This window comes from Variovorax sp. 278MFTsu5.1 (assembly GCF_048305045.1).
Lineage (GTDB): Bacteria > Pseudomonadota > Gammaproteobacteria > Burkholderiales > Burkholderiaceae_C > Variovorax > Variovorax guangxiensis.
Window position 1 is genome coordinate 1908043 of the sequence record NZ_CP157622.1, and the last position, 14924, is coordinate 1922966.

The 14924-nt window shown below is 67.0% G+C and carries 14 protein-coding genes; 12 read left to right on the forward strand and 2 right to left on the reverse strand.

The annotated features are described in order from the left end of the window. Nucleotides 1–9: 9 nt before the first annotated feature. Entirely contained in the window at nucleotides 10–606 is a 597-nt protein-coding gene (orn, locus tag ABL844_RS08485) for an oligoribonuclease (protein WP_126022748.1), read from the forward strand. 259 nt (nucleotides 607–865) lie between these two features. Continuing rightward, a complete protein-coding gene (locus ABL844_RS08490; RefSeq protein ID WP_184635641.1) occupies nucleotides 866–2722 on the forward strand; it encodes a DEAD/DEAH box helicase in 1857 nt (618 codons plus the stop codon). Nucleotides 2723–2904: 182 nt separating this feature from the next. Here the strand turns inward: ABL844_RS08490 and ABL844_RS08495 are convergent, their stop codons facing one another. Next, nucleotides 2905–3312, reverse strand: a complete 408-nt coding sequence (locus tag ABL844_RS08495; RefSeq protein WP_221297381.1) for a YybH family protein — start codon at nucleotides 3310–3312, stop codon at nucleotides 2905–2907. Nucleotides 3313–3383: 71 nt separating this feature from the next. Here ABL844_RS08495 and ABL844_RS08500 point away from each other — a divergent pair, with 71 nt between their 5' ends. The 5 genes from ABL844_RS08500 (at nucleotide 3384) to ABL844_RS08520 (ending at nucleotide 7750) form a co-directional block, all read left to right on the forward strand. Further along, nucleotides 3384–3746, forward strand: a complete 363-nt coding sequence (locus tag ABL844_RS08500; protein ID WP_184635643.1) for a winged helix-turn-helix transcriptional regulator — start codon at nucleotides 3384–3386, stop codon at nucleotides 3744–3746. A gap of 255 nt (nucleotides 3747–4001) precedes the next feature. Further along, nucleotides 4002–5075, forward strand: coding sequence for an NAD/NADP octopine/nopaline dehydrogenase family protein (locus ABL844_RS08505; protein WP_418130990.1), 1074 nt, complete (start codon nucleotides 4002–4004; stop codon nucleotides 5073–5075). Further along, a complete protein-coding gene (locus ABL844_RS08510; RefSeq protein ID WP_418130991.1) occupies nucleotides 5065–6072 on the forward strand; it encodes a 3-hydroxybutyryl-CoA dehydrogenase in 1008 nt (335 codons plus the stop codon). Before ABL844_RS08505 ends, ABL844_RS08510 begins: the two co-directional genes overlap by 11 nt. Continuing rightward, nucleotides 6069–6869 carry an alpha/beta fold hydrolase gene (locus ABL844_RS08515; RefSeq protein WP_418119572.1) on the forward strand — a complete coding sequence of 267 codons (801 nt, stop codon included), beginning with the start codon at nucleotides 6069–6071 and terminating at the stop codon, nucleotides 6867–6869. The genes ABL844_RS08510 and ABL844_RS08515 overlap by 4 nt, the downstream gene beginning before the upstream one ends. A gap of 5 nt (nucleotides 6870–6874) precedes the next feature. Then, nucleotides 6875–7750: a quinone oxidoreductase family protein gene (locus ABL844_RS08520; protein ID WP_418131889.1), complete on the forward strand. Its 876-nt coding sequence runs from the start codon at nucleotides 6875–6877 to the stop codon at nucleotides 7748–7750. 18 nt (nucleotides 7751–7768) lie between these two features. Here ABL844_RS08520 and ABL844_RS08525 read toward each other — a convergent pair whose 3' ends face one another. Further along, the gene (locus ABL844_RS08525; protein ID WP_126022757.1) at nucleotides 7769–8245 is read right to left on the reverse strand and encodes a MarR family winged helix-turn-helix transcriptional regulator; all 477 of its coding nucleotides are present in this window, start codon (nucleotides 8243–8245) and stop codon (nucleotides 7769–7771) included. 144 nt (nucleotides 8246–8389) lie between these two features. On the opposite strand from ABL844_RS08525, the gene ABL844_RS08530 reads away from it, so the two are divergent. The 5 genes from ABL844_RS08530 to ABL844_RS08550 are packed head-to-tail and all read left to right on the forward strand — an operon-like array spanning nucleotide 8390 to nucleotide 14910. Continuing rightward, nucleotides 8390–10561, forward strand: coding sequence for a thiamine pyrophosphate-dependent enzyme (locus ABL844_RS08530; RefSeq protein WP_418130992.1), 2172 nt, complete (start codon nucleotides 8390–8392; stop codon nucleotides 10559–10561). 4 nt (nucleotides 10562–10565) lie between these two features. Beyond that, nucleotides 10566–12074 carry an indolepyruvate oxidoreductase subunit beta family protein gene (locus ABL844_RS08535; protein ID WP_418130993.1) on the forward strand — a complete coding sequence of 503 codons (1509 nt, stop codon included), beginning with the start codon at nucleotides 10566–10568 and terminating at the stop codon, nucleotides 12072–12074. Nucleotides 12075–12089: 15 nt separating this feature from the next. After that, nucleotides 12090–13082: a PDR/VanB family oxidoreductase gene (locus ABL844_RS08540; RefSeq protein ID WP_418130994.1), complete on the forward strand. Its 993-nt coding sequence runs from the start codon at nucleotides 12090–12092 to the stop codon at nucleotides 13080–13082. A gap of 20 nt (nucleotides 13083–13102) precedes the next feature. Next, on the forward strand, nucleotides 13103–14416 hold the full coding sequence (locus ABL844_RS08545) for an aromatic ring-hydroxylating dioxygenase subunit alpha (protein ID WP_184635659.1): 1314 nt from the start codon (nucleotides 13103–13105) through the stop codon (nucleotides 14414–14416). Further along, on the forward strand, nucleotides 14416–14910 hold the full coding sequence (locus tag ABL844_RS08550; RefSeq protein WP_184635661.1) for an aromatic-ring-hydroxylating dioxygenase subunit beta: 495 nt from the start codon (nucleotides 14416–14418) through the stop codon (nucleotides 14908–14910). Before ABL844_RS08545 ends, ABL844_RS08550 begins: the two co-directional genes overlap by 1 nt. Nucleotides 14911–14924: the final 14 nt, after the last annotated feature.

Here is a 14924-nt window from a genome sequence, read left to right on the forward strand (position 1 = left end):
AATCCTGCGATGCCTGAATCCCTTGACCCGACGCCCTCCGCAGCCGCCCCGACCCTGAAGAAAAGCGACCAGAACCTGGTCTGGCTGGACTGCGAAATGAGCGGTCTTGACCCCGAGAAAGAGCGCCTGCTCGAAATCGCCGTGGTCGTGACCGGCCCCGACCTCACGCCCCGCATCGACGGCCCCGTGCTCGTCATCCACCAGAGCGACGCCGTGCTCGACGGCATGGACGCCTGGAACAAGGGAACCCATGGCCGCAGCGGGTTGATCGACAAGGTCAAGGCATCGACCCTCGACGAGGCCGCCGCCGAGCAGCAGCTGCTGGAATTCATCGCAAAGTACGTTCCGCGCAGCGGCTCGCCCATGTGCGGCAACACCATCGGACAGGACCGACGGTTCCTCGTCAAGTACATGCCCAAGCTCGAGGCGTACTTCCACTACCGCAACCTCGACGTGAGCACGCTGAAGGAACTGGCCAAGCGCTGGAAGCCGGCGGCCTACAACGCCTTCAAGAAGCAGCAGGCCCACACGGCGCTGGCCGACGTGCACGAGTCCATCGAGGAGCTGGCGCACTACCGAGAAACCTTCCTGCGCCTGGCAGATTGAGTGAGGCACGGAATTAGGTAAAAACCCGAATCCGTGCCATAATCGCAGGCTTCGCTGGCCGGGCGGGCAAATTTGAGCCCGGTGAGCGTTTCTCGCATCTCCCTATCTTGCACACCGCGCCCGATCGCAGCATCTGCTGATCAAAAAGGGCCGCAGCCCCGGGCACCCGCCCGGAGTTGAATGTCGTTGGATGGTTGATGTTTTTAACCACCCAACGGGGCGCCGTCCACGGCGGCGCTCGCGTTTGAGATTGAAATTCATGACCGACGCTTTTGAAGCGCAGGGCGAGTTCGCGCCTGTGCAATCCGCTACCCACAACGAATTCACCGCCGCCACGGACACCGTGTCCGAGGCTCCCATCCTCGAAGCGCTGGACGGCGCCGCTCCCGAAGCAGCCACAGCCGAGGAACCGAGCGCGCCCAACGGCTTCGCCAAGCTGGGCCTCGCTCCCGAGCTGATCGCCGCCGTCGCGGACATGGGCTTCACCCAACCCACCGCCGTGCAGGAAAAGGTCGTTCCCATCGCCATGGGCGATCAGGACGGCGCAGCCAAGTCGACGCGCTTCGTCGACCTGATGGTCTCCAGCCAGACCGGGTCGGGCAAGACCGCAGCCTTCCTGCTGCCCGTGCTGCACACCCTCATCAAGCGCCAGGCCGAAGCCGAGGCCGCGGCCCGGGCCGAGTTCCAGCGCCTGGCCGAAGAGGCCGCCGCCCGCGGCGAAGCCCCGCCCAAGAAGCCGAAGCGCAAGGACCCGACCAACGCCCGCAACTTCAAGGCCGCCACGCCCGGCGCCCTGGTGCTGTGTCCCACGCGCGAACTCGCGCAGCAGGTTGCGCACGACGCCATCGACCTGGTGCGCCACTGCCGCGGCCTGCGCATTGCGAACGTGGTGGGCGGCATGCCCTACCAGCTCCAGATCGCCCGCCTGCAGAACGCCGACCTCGTGGTCGCCACGCCGGGCCGCCTGCTCGACCTGCAGCGCTCGATGCAGATCAAGCTCGACCAGGTCAAGTTCCTGGTGGTCGACGAGGCCGACCGCATGCTCGACCTGGGCTTCGCCGATGACCTGGCCGAGATCAACCAGCTCACCATCGAGCGCCAGCAGACCATGATGTTCAGCGCCACCTTCGCGCCGCGCATCCAGCAGCTGGCTGCCCGCGTGATGCGCGAGCCGCAGCGCGTGACCATCGACAGCCCGCAGGAAAAGCACGCCAACATCAAGCAGGTGCTGTTCTGGGCCGACAACGCCCAGCACAAGCGCAAGCTGCTCGACCACTGGCTGCGCGACACCAGCATCAACCAGGCCATCGTGTTCGCTAGCACGCAGGTCGAGTGCGACGGCCTCGCCAACGACCTGCAGCAGGACGGCTTCAGCGCCGTCGCGCTGCACGGCGCCCTGAGCCAGGGCCTGCGCAACCGCCGCCTGATGGCGCTGCGCAACGGCCAGGTGCAGATCCTGGTGGCCACCGACGTGGCTGCGCGCGGCATCGACGTGCCGACCATCACCCACGTCTTCAACTTCGGCCTGCCGATGAAGGCCGAGGACTACACCCATCGCATCGGCCGCACCGGCCGCGCGGGCCGCGACGGCATCGCCGTCACCTTCGCGGAATTCCGCGATCGCCGCCGGATCATGGACATCGAGCACTACAGCCGCCAGCAGTTCAAGGCCGAGGTGATCCCCGGCATGGAACCGCAGCAGCGCATGCCGCAGTCGCGCCCTGATTTCGGTGGCCGCGGCGGCCGCGACGGTCACTCGCGCGACCGCAAGTTCGGCGGTGGCGGCGGCTACCGTGGCGGCAATGGCGGCGGCTATGCCGGCGCCAGCGGCTTCAACGACCGCAACTCGCGCGGCCCCGGTGCATCGGGCTCGCGTGGTGGCTATCAGGGCCAGAACGCCGGTTTCGGCGGCGGCCGTGACGAAGGCGGCAACGGCGGCGGCTATGGCCGCAAGCCGGGCTGGGGCGACAGCGCTCCGCGCGGCGGCCACGGTCACGGCGGCGGCCGCGGCGACGGCGGTTTCGCGCCCCGCGGCAATGGCGCCGGCCATGGCGGCCCGGGCAAGGTGTTCGTGCCCCGCGATGCGCAAAAGCGCGCGTTCAAGCCCACCCGCTGATCCTTCCGGGAAACGCACCTGACGGCTGCGCCCTCTCATCCTCGCGAAAGCCCGCGTTCTCACGAGCGCGGGCTTTTTCGTTTCACGATGACTGGAGCGCCAAACTTCGTTGGTTTACGTCGCAGCCCGATACAGCAGGCTCATCGGTACGCCGTCGCCTTCGCTCCGGCACCAGCGGGACGCTATGTCGCTTGCTTCGCCTGCGACACAGGTGGGAGGCTCGCTCCCACGGCGTGATCGATGGCATACAGCCAGCGGCCGTCCACCTGTTTTCTCACGAGCTCAGCAGAGCTGCCCGAAACAACTATGGTGCCGTCGTTGTCAACCACATTCCAGTCAGCGCGCAGGAGTGCCAAGTCGCCGTGAGCGATACAGAAATGGTTGCGCGAGGTCATTCGGCCCGGTACCTGGAGTAGTTGCATCAGCGCTTTCTCGATGGACGCAAGCCCGGTTAGATCCACGCTGTCCCCATCCGTACGCAATACCGCGTCGGGTTCATAGAGTTGAAGCAGGTTCTCGATGCTGCGGCTGTTGAATGCCTCCGCAAATGCCGCGTTCATGTGCTCCGGTAATGTGATGGCGAATGCCATGGTGTCACTCCCTTCATTGAAATGGGGATGATGGATGGTCCGCCCTGTACTCACCAAACGGAAAGGCACGAATGAAAGTCCTCCCCATTAGCGAACAGCGCCTCGATGTGCCCTCGCCTCGGCACTGCCTCCAATGTCCTGTCGAGGATTGGCTTGGTTTTCTTGGCCATCGCTGGAACGCACTGCTGCTGTGGCATTTGCAGGATGGCGCGCGGCGGCATGGTGAACTGGCGGCACTGCTCCCCGGCGTTTCGCCCAAGGTGTTGTCAGAACGATTGCAGGGATTGGAGGCGCGGGGATTGCTTGAGCGATTCCTGATCACTGGATTTCCGAGGGGCGTGGGCTACGGCTTGACATCGTTTGGCAAAGCGCTGGTGCCTGTCCTGAACCAGTTGGAAGTGTGGTCACGCCACTTCGATCATCCTGTCGCCTGAGGTGCCACTGTTCGACGTATCGGCGAGAAGTGCCGCTTGGCTCTTCAGCCTACACGCTGCCTTCCGTGCCGAATCACGACCATCCGCTTCCTTGTCGCGGACCGTTACTTCGGACCTTCCGGGTTTCCGAGCACGCGGACGCCCGTCGAATTTGATTGACACTTCAATCGATGAAAAGTAATGTAATGGCGCATCGCTTCCCCGGGGTCGTCGCTCGACTGCCGGTTCATCGACACCTGCTTTTCGACTTTCGACATGAAAATTGCGATTCTTGGGGGTGGTCATGGCGCCTACGCGGCTGCCGCGGACCTGTCTGAAACCGGTCATGAAGTGCGCCTGTGGCGCCGCGATGCCCAAGCGCTGCAGCCGTTGCTGCGCGCCGGCGCGATCACGCTGAAGGACGCCGACGGCTCGCGCGAGGTGCCCATCGCGCTCGCCACCGCCGACATCGGCGCCGCCATGCAGGACGCCGAACTGATCGTCATACCGACTCCTGCCATCGCCCAGCACGACATCGCGCTCGCGATGGCGCCGCACCTGGTCGACGGCCAGGTCGTCTTCCTGCCGCCGGGCACATTCGGCAGCTACGTGATGGCGCGCACCGTGAAGGATGCCGGCAGCCGCGCCGACGTGGCCTGGGCCGAAACCGGCACCTTGCCCTACCTGGCGCGCAAGCACGGCGAGCGCGAAGTCAACGTCACCATCCGCGCGATCCGCCTGCCGACCGGCGTCTATCCGGCCCGCAAGGAGGCGCAGGCCATCGAGGTGATTCGCAGGGCCTATCCGGCGGTGCATGGCTGCGGCGACGCGCTCTCGGGCGCGCTGATGAACGCGGGTCCCGTCATCCACCCGCCGCTGATGGTGATGAACGCCGCGCCGCTGCAGCACTTCGAGCGCTGGGACATCCACAACGAGGGCACGCAGCGCGCCGTGCGCGACGTGACCGACCGGCTCGACCAGGAGCGCATCGCGGTGCGCGAAGCCTTCGGGCAGGGCTCGCCGCACTATCCACTGGCCGACCACTACAACAATGACCAGTGGATGTACGGCGACGCGCACAAGCAGCTCGTCAAGTCGGGCGACTGGCGCGAGAACATCGACCTGCACACGCACCGCTACATCACCGAGGACACCGAGCTCGGTCTCGCCTTCCTTGCCTCGGCCGCGCGCCATGCGGGCGTGGATGCACCCATCGCGCACGGCCTGCTTGCCATCGTCGGCGGCTTTCTGGGGCGCGACCTGCGGCGCGGCCCCCGCACCTTCGAGAGCCTGGGCTTCGCCGGCCTGAGTACCGCGCAGCTCAAGCAGAGGCTCCACGATGGTGAATGAAACCGCCTCGCTGCCTCGCTTCGCGGCCGTGGGCGCGGGCCGCATGGGGCGCGGCATCGCCATCGCTTTCGCGTATGCCGGCCACCGCATCTCGCTGATCGACCTGCGCCAGCGCACCGACGAAGCATGGGCGCGGCTGCGCGACGAAGCCAAGGCCGAGATCGAAGCCAGCCTCTCGGGGCTCGCGCAGCTCGGCGTGATCGACGAGTCGAAGATCGCCGACATCGCCGCGCGCGTCGATCTGGTCGATGCCGCTGCCGCCCCGCAGGCACTGGCCGCCGCCGAGCTCGTGTTCGAGGGCGTGCCCGAAACCATGGAAGCCAAGCGCGAAGCCTTCGATCAGCTCAACCGCCATTGCCGCGACGACGCGATCCTCACCTCGACCACCAGCAGCATCCTGGTGACGCAGCTCGCGTCGCTGGTGCGGCTGCCGGGGCGCTTCCTCAACATGCACTGGCTCAACCCGGCCTACGTGATCCCCGTGGTCGAGCTCAGCTGCCACCCCGGTACCGACGCCACGGTGCTCGCTCGCACGAAGGCGCTGATGGAAGAGATCGGCAAGCTGCCCGTGGTCTGCGGCGCGTCGCCCGGCTACATCGTGCCCCGCCTGCAGGCACTGGTGATGAACGAGGCCGCGCGGATGATCGAGGAGGGCGCCGCCACCGCGGAAGAAATCGACAAGGCCACGCGCTACGGCCTGGGCCTGCGCTTCGCTGCGCTGGGTGTGGTCGAGTTCATCGACTTCGGCGGCTGCGACATCCTGCATCACGCGAGCCGCGAGATGTCGGCCTCGCTCGATGCGGCCCGCTACACCGCGCCGGCGATCGTCGGGAAGATGGTTGAGCAGGGCCGGCTCGGCCTCAAGAGCGGCAGCGGCTTCTACGACTACGAGGGCCGCGACGTCGCGGCCTACCGGCGCGACGTACTCTCGCGCACGCTCGGCGAGCTGCGGCATGCGGGCCTCTGGCGCGCACCTGCCGATCGGACCCTGTCATGACCAGCATCCGCCGCGCATTCGCCGACCTGTCGGTGGGGCAGGTGCACTACGCGGCATGCGGTGACCCGACGGCACCGGCCGTGCTGCTGCTGCACCAGTCGCCGCGCAGCTGGGCCGAATACCGCGCGGTGCTGCCGCTGATCGGCGCGCGCCGCAGGGCCATCGCGATGGATACGGCCGGCTTCGGCGACTCCGCCGACGGCGGCGTGCCGGCGAGCATCGAGCAATGGGCGCGCGTGGCCTGCGAGCTGCTCGATGCGCTCGGCATCGAGACGGTGGACGCGGTGGGGCATCACACCGGCGGCGTCATCGCGCTCGAGCTTGCAGCGGCGTTTCCACAGCGGGTTCGCCGCCTGGTGCTGTCGTCCACGCCGTACACCGACGAGACTTTTCGCAAGGCGCGTGCGCAGCGCCCGCCCATCGATGAAGTCGCACCGAGCGAAGACGGCACTCACCTCGCCGCGCTCTGGCAGAAGCGCCAGGGCTTCTATCCGACTGGCCGCCCCGAGTTGCTCGAAGCCTTCGTGCTCGATGCATTGAAGGTCGCGCGTGTCGAGGAAGGGCACCGTGCCGTGGCGTCGTACCGCATGGAAGAGCGAATCGGCCGCATCGCGCAGCCGGTGCTGATCGTGCGCGCGACCCACGACCCTTTCGCCGCTCCGCATGCCGCTGAGCTGCAGCACCACCTGCCGCAGGCGCGCATCGTCGACATCGAAGGCGGCATGGTGCCGCTGCCCGACCAGATGCCCGATGCCTTTGCTCGCACGGTGCTCGATTTTCTGGAGAAGCAGCCTTGAAAGCTGTGCGTATCCATGGATTTGATGCCGTGCCCGTGCTGGAAGAGGTCGCCGAGCCCACGGCACGGCCTGGGCGCACCATCGTGCGCATGGAGGCCGCGACCGTCGGGCACATCGACCGCACCGTGTGGCGCGGCAGCTTCCTCAGGCATCCGCCTTTGCCGTATACGCCGGGCGTGGAGGCCGCAGGCGTCGTCATCGCGAGCGGCCGCTACCAGGCAGGGCAGCGCGTCTGGCTGCGAGGAAGCGGCCTGGGCACGCTCTTCGACGGCACGTGGTGCGAGCAGATCGATGCGCCCGACGAGGCGCTGGGCCCGTTGCCCGACGACGTGCCGATGACTTTGGGCGCAGCCTTCTTCTCTCCGACGACGTCGGCGTGGGTGGCGCTGCATGAAGTCGCGAAGCTGAAGGCGGGCGAGCAGGTCCTGGTGACCGGGGCGAGCGGCGCCGTCGGCTCGCTCGTGATGCAGCTTGCGCGCGATGCCGGTTGTGCGGCCGTCGCGGTCGCTGCGGATGCGGAACCGCCTGCAGTGGCCAGCGCCGATCTGCTGATCGATACCGTCGGTGGCAGTGTGCTCGCGCGAACGCTGCCTGCAGTGCGCCCTGGCGGGCGGGCCGTTCTGGTCGGCTACACCGCGGGGCCCACGCTCTCGCTCGACATCGCGCACTTTCTGCAGCGCGACGTGGCACTCTTGCCCCTCAACATGTTCAGGCGCGAAGCTCAAGGACGCGCAGCGGCGCCCGAGTTGCTTGCCAGGCTCGCGGATGGTCGACTGAGCCTCGACGTGCGGCCGTTCGCGCTTGCGGATGCCGCTGCCGCACTCGACTGGATCGCGCAGCGCGGCCATCGCGGACGCGCCGTTCTCGTGCCCCGCCTCTGAGCGGCAGAGCCCCGGGGCTCAGTCTTCTTCCGGCTCGTCGCCTGGCGTGCGCACGTGCAGATCGATCATCTGCCGCAGCGTCTGCTTGAGCTCTTCCGCGCGCCGCAGTCCGAAGGGCTCGAGCACGCGCCGTTCGTGCTCACGCGCCAGTTCCATCAGATGCTCGACCGCCTTGAGCCCCTTGCGCGTGATGCGCACCAGCGTGATGCGGCGATCACTCTCATGGGGCAGGCGCTCGACCTGTCCCCGTGCTTCCATGCGGTCCAGCAGCCGCGTCACTGTCGGCTGCTTGGTCACGGTCACCTGCGCGAGCTGGCCGATGCTGATCGGCTCGCTGCCCGCGAGTGAGGCCATCACGCGCCACTCAGACACGGAGAAGCCCTGCTGGCGCGCCACTTCGTGGAACTCCGAAGAGATCAACTGGCTGGCCTGCGCCAGCAGCGCAGGAAGGTAGTCATCGACGAAGCGATGCGATTCGACGGGTTGATCAGCCATGAAGGCACCTCACAGTCGCCACGGGCACGCTGCTTGCATGTCTAGGGTAATTCATGATTGTGGATACATTCATTTGTCAACATTATAGAAAGCATGGTGCAACCTCCTGGTCGCATCGTCCCACGACAGACAACAAGGACCCCGATGGCAGAGCGTTCGTTCGTTGAAGAAGTCAAGAAACTGCGGCTTTCTGGTGGGGAAGTCTTCAGAGGCGAGGGCATTCTGGCCGTCACCAAGGCCCTTCTGGAGTCGGGAGTTTCCTATGTGGCCGGCTACCAGGGTGCGCCCATCTCGCATCTGATGGACGTGCTGGCCGATGCGCAGGACATCCTCGCCGAGCAGGGCATCCGCTTCGAGAACAGCGCGAGCGAAGCCACCGCGGCCGCCACGCTCGCAGCCTCCGTCAACTACCCGCTGCGCGGCGCCGTCACCTTCAAGGCTACCGTGGGTACCAACGTGGCTTCCGACGCGCTGGCCAACCTGGCCTCGGGCGGCGTGACCGGCGGCGCGCTCATCATCGTGGGCGAGGACTACGGCGAAGGCTCCTCGATCATGCAGGAGCGCAGCCACGCCTTCGCGATGAAGTCGCAGATCTGGCTGCTCGACCCGCGGCCCAACCTGCCCAGCATCGTCGATGCGGTCAAGCAGGGCTTCGATCTCTCCGAGGCCAGCAACACGCCGGTGATGCTGCAGCTGCGCATCCGCGCCTGCCACGTGCATGGCCACTTCGTCGCGGGCGACAACAAGCGCGCGAAGTTCACGCTGAAGGACGCGCTCGAGAACCCGCAACGCGACGTGGGCCGCATCGTGCTGCCGCCCGCGAGCTTCGTGCATGAACAAGAGAAGGTGAAGGACCGCTGGCCCGCAGCGGTGCGTTTCATCGAGGAGCGCAAGCTCAACGAGTTCTTCTCCGAGGACGCCGACGACATCGGCATCATCGTGCAGGGCGGCAGCTACAACACGCTGGTGCGAGCGCTCGAACGCCTGGGCCTCGCCGATGTCTACGGCGACACCAGCGTGCCGCTGTACGTGATGAACGTGGCCTACCCCGTCATCGAGAGCGAGGTGATCCGCTTCTGCGAAGGCAAGCGCGCGGTGCTCGTGGTGGAAGAGGGGCAGCCCAACTTCGTCGAGCAGAACCTCGCGACCATCCTGCGCCAGGCCGGGTCCTCCACGGTGTTGCACGGCAAGGACATGCTGCCGGTGGCCGGCGAATACACGGCCGCCGAGCTGCTCAAGGGTGCGCGCAGCTTCTGCGAGCGCTACGAACGCCTCGCGCCATTGCCGGTGCCCGTGCCGGTGCGCAAAGTGATTCCGCTGACCGAAGTCGCTGCCGAGCCTGCGCAGCCCGTCGCGCCGCTCGGCGAGGTGGTTCACGCCCGTCCGCCGGGCTTCTGCACCGGCTGCCCCGAGCGCCCGATCTTCAGCGCGATGAAGCTGGTCGAGCGCGAACTAGGCCCGCACCATGTGAGCGCCGACATCGGCTGCCACCTGTTCTCCATCCTGCCGCCCTTCAACATCGGCAACACAACCATGGGCTACGGGCTGGGCGGCGCGGGCGCCGCGGCGCTCAATGCGCCCGCAGGCAAGCGCGCGATCTCGATGATGGGCGACGGCGGCTTCTGGCATAACGGCCTGACCAGCGGCGTCGCCAACGCGGTCTTCAACAAGAGCGACAACCTCACCATCGTCGTCGACAACAACTACACCTCGGCCACGGGCGGGCAGGACATCCTCTCCTCGAACGCCGTCAACAAGACGCGCAGCACCGGCCACGAGATCGAGAGCGCCGTGCGCGGCGTGGGGGTGAAGTGGGTGAAGACGATGCGCCGCACCTATGACATCGCCGGCATGCGCGACGCGCTCAAGGAGGCACTGACCACCAAAGAGAAGGGCCCCAAGGTGCTGATCGCGCAGTCGGAGTGCATGCTCAACAAGCAGCGCCGCGAGAAGCCGCTGGTGCGCAAGGCCATCGCCGACGGCAAGCGGATGGTGCGCGAGAAGTTCGGCGTCGATTCCGACACCTGCACCGGCGACCACTCCTGCATCCGCCTTTCGGGCTGTCCGTCGCTGTCGATCAAGCCCAACCCCGATCCGCTTCGCACCGACCCGGTCGCGGCGGTGCTCGACAGCTGCGTGGGCTGCGGTGTGTGCGGCGAGGTCTCGCACGCCGCGGTGCTGTGCCCCTCCTTCTACAAGGCGCAGATCGTGAGCAACCCCAGCCGCTGGGACCAGCTGCGCGAGCGCATGCGCGCAGCCGTCATCGGCTGGATGCAGCGCGGCGAGGCTCGCCGCCGTGAAGCCTATGCCTTCTGAAGCGATGACGAACACCAAGGCCCAGCCTATCAAGATCGCGATCCTCGCCATGGGCGGGGAGGGTGGCGGCGTGCTCGCGGACTGGATCGTCGACATGGGCGAGGCCAATGGCTACGTCGCTCAGACCACCTCCGTGCCCGGCGTGGCCCAGCGCACCGGCGCGACCATCTACTACGTCGAGCTGTACCCATCGTCGCAAGCAGAGAACGACGGCGGCACGCCGGTGCTCGCGCTGATGCCGCTGCCGGGCGACGTCGACGTGGTGCTCGCATCCGAGCTGATGGAAGCCGGCCGCGCCGTGCAGCGCGGCCTGGTCACGCGCGAACGCACCACGCTGATCGCTTCCACGCACCGCGTGTTCTCCATCACCGAGAAGAGCGCGATGGGCGACGGCCGCGTCGACAGCGGCCAGCTCCTCGCGCACACGGCCAACGCCGCCAAGCGCTTCATCCGCTTCGACATGGCCCAGGCCGCCGAGGCTTCAGGCAGCGTGATCAGTGCGGTGCTCTTCGGTGCGCTGGCAGGCTCGGGCGTGCTGCCCTTCAGCCGCGCGCAGTTCGAAGCGACCATCGAACGCGGCGGCGTGGGCGTGAAGCCCAGCCTCAAGGCCTTCGGTGCGGCGTTCGAGCGTGCACAGGGCGGCGACGATGGCGAGCCGGTGAAGGAAGTACCTATCGCCGCCCCAGCACCGCAGCCGCGCCACCCCGCCGTGCGCTCACTGGTCGAGCGCGTGCAGAACAGCTTCCCGGCCGAAGCGCAAGACCTGCTGCTCGAAGGCGTGCGCCGCCTCATCGACTACCAGGACCCGGCCTACGCCGGCCTCTACCTCGACCGCATGGCTTCCATCGCGGCCTTGCCCTCGGGCGATCGTCGCCTGCTTCGCGAGACCGCGCGCCATCTCGCGCTGTGGATGTCCTACGAAGACACTGCCCGCGTCGCGGCTCTCAAGACCCGCGCCACCCGCTTCGAGCGCGTGCGCGGCGAAGCGCGCGTGCAACCGGGACAGGTACTCGCCATCAACGAGTACATGCACCCGCGTCTGCAGGAGATCTGCGAGACCCTGCCCGGCGGCATCGGCCGCTGGCTGATGAACTCGACGCTGCCGAAGAAGATCGTCGAACGCTTCACGCAGCACGGCCGCGTCATCCAGACCAGTTCGCTGCGCGGCTATCTCATGCTGCGCATGGTGGCTGCCTGCAAACGCTGGCGCCTCTCCACCATGCGCTACGCAGAGGAGAACCGCCGCATCGAAGAATGGCTGCAGCGCATCGCCGCCACCGCGCAGCGCAATCCGGAGCTTGCCGTCGAACTGGCCCAGTGCCAGCGCCTCGTCAAGGGCTACAGCGACACGCACGAGCGCGGCATCCGCAACTACGAAACCGTCATGCGTGCCTTCGAGCGCGCCGGCGACGCACTGGCGCCGGCCACGCTGCGCGAATTGCGCGACGCCGCATTGGCCGACGAGCATGGCCACAAGCTGCGGGCCGCACTGGTGCAGCACGCATTGGCCTGAGAAGAGACTCCGAAGATGACCGCACCCTCAGCCACTCTTTCATTGCGCGTCACCGAAGCGCGGCAACTGAACCCGCTGATCCGCATGCTGCGCCTGCGCGCCGACGACGGCCGCGCGCTGCCCGGCTTCGCGGCCGGCGCCCATATCCGCGTGCAGGTGTCGCTCGCCGATGGCAAGACCGACTGGCGCCACTACTCGCTCATCAACTTCGACACGGCGCGCAACGCCACCAACGCACCGACCGAATACGTGATCGCGGTACGCAAGGAAGCCGAAGGCCGCGGCGGTTCGCGCTTCATGCACGAAGGGCTGAAAGAAGGCGACACCATCGCCATCGAGCCGCCGAAGAACGACTTCCCACTGCACACCGGCCCCGGCGGCACGGTGCTCGTGGCGGGCGGCATCGGCGTGACGCCGCTGGCCACCATGGCCGCGCGCCGCCGGGCCGAGGGCGCGGCGGTGCGCATGCACTACGCCGGCCGCAGCCGCGAGCTGATGGCCTTCCTGCCCGAGCTGCAGACTCTGCTGGGCGACGACCTGCGCGTGCATGCGGATGCCGAGGCCGGCGCGCCGCTTGCCATCGACACGCTGCTCGACAGCGTTCCCGTCGGCGACCGCCTGTACGTCTGCGGCCCCAAGGTCATGCTCGATGCGGTGCTCGAACGCACGCAGGCGCGCGGCTGGGAGCACGACCGCGTGCACTTCGAGCTCTTCACCGAGCCCGTCGCGGAAGAGGGCGACCAGCCCTTCGAGGTGGAGCTCGCCCAGTCCGGGCAGCGCTTCACCGTGCCGGCGGACCAGAGCATCCTCGACTGCCTCATCGAGCACGGCTGCGACCCCATGTTCGACTGCAAGCGCGGCGAATGCGGCGTGTGCGCAGTGCCCGTGCTGGAAGGCGAGATCGACCATCGCGACTACGTGCTCACCGCCCGCGAGAAGGCGCAAGGCACCGTCATGCAGATCTGCATCTCGCGCGCCAAGGGCGCGCGCCTGGTGCTGGACATCTGAAGCAAGGAGACATGAACGCCATGACCTCGTACAGAGACAACCCCGACGCCATTCGCGCGCTGGTGCAGAACGACCGGGTGCACCGCGACCTGTACACCAGCCAGGAACTCTTCGAGCTGGAGCAGGAGCACTTCTTCGCCAACACCTGGAACTACGTCGGCCATGAGAGCCAGCTGCCCAAGCCCGGCGACTGGATCAGCAACGAGATCGCCGGGCGCCCGCTGATCGTGGTACGCCACTCCGACGGCAGCGTGCGCGTGATGATGAACCGCTGCGCCCACAAGGGCTCGCGCCTCGTCAACGGGCCCTGCGGCAACACCGGCAAGTTCTTCCGCTGCCCCTACCACGCCTGGACCTTCAAGACCGATGGAGCGCCCCTGGCGATTCCGCTGAAGACGGGCTACGAGAACACCCAGCTGCACGAGTGCGAATCGGGCAAGGGCCTGACCACCGTGAAACACGTGCGCAGCCACCGCGGCTTCATCTTCGTGAAGATCAACGATGCCGGCCCCGATTTCGACGAGTACTTCGGCGACTCGCTGAGTTCCATCGACAACATGGCCGACCGCTCGCCCGAGGGCGAACTGGAGATCGCCGGCGGCTGCCTGCGCTTCATGCACCAGTGCAACTGGAAGATGTTCGTCGAGAACCTCAACGACACCATGCACCCGATGGTGGCGCACGAATCTTCGGCCGGCACCGCCAAGCGCATGTGGGCCGACAAGCCCGAGAGCGAGCCCAAGCCCATGGCGGTGGAGCAGTTCGTGCCCTTCATGTCCGACTACAAGTTCTTCGAGGACATGGGCATCCGCACCTACGACAACGGCCACAGCTTCACCGGCGTGCACTTCAGCATCCACAGCAAGTACAAGGCGATCCCCGAGTACGACAACGCGATGAAGGCGCGCTACGGCGAGGAGAAGACCGCGCAGATCCTCGGCATGGCGCGGCACAACACCGTCTACTACCCGAACCTCACGATCAAGGGCGCGATCCAGGCGATCCGCGTGGTCAAGCCGATTTCGGCCGACAAGACCCTCATCGAGAGCTGGACCTTCCGCCTCAAGGGCGCGCCGCCCGAGCTGCTGCAGCGCACGGCGATGTACAACCGCCTCATCAACTCGCCGTTCTCGGTGGTGGGCCACGACGACCTGCAGGCCTATCGCGGCATGCAGGCCGGCCTGCACGCGAGCGGCAACGAATGGGTCAGCCTCCACCGCGACTACGACCCGGCCGAGCTGAAGGGCGGCGAGATCACGACCGGCGGCACCAACGAGCTGCCGATGCGTAATCAATACCGCAGCTGGGTGCAACGCATGACGGAGACGATGTGATGGCCGGCACCGCGTCAGAAATCACCCGCCAGGACCTCATCGACTTCGTGGTGAACGAGGCGTACCTGCTCGACACCCGCCGCTACGAGGAGTGGAACGCGCTCTTCACCGACGATGCCTTCTACTGGGTGCCGCTGATTCCCGACCAGGAAGACGGCCTCAACCACACCTCGCATCTCTACGAGGACAAGCTGCTGCGCGAGTTGCGCATCGAGCGCCTGAAGAGCCCGCGTGCCTTCTCGCAGCAGCCGCCGAGCCGCTGCCACCACCTGCTGCAGGTGCCGGTGGTCGAGCAGTTCGACGCGGAAGCCAACCGCTACGTGGTGCGCACTTCGTTCCACTACACGGAGTCGCAGGGCGACGAGATCCAGTTCTACGTGGGCACCTTCTTCCACCACCTCACGGTGCAGGACGGCGCGCTGCGCATGACGCTCAAGCGCGTCAACCTTCTCAACTGCGACGCGGCCCTGCCGGCCGTGCAGCTCTTCATCTAGCCGGGACGCGAGTG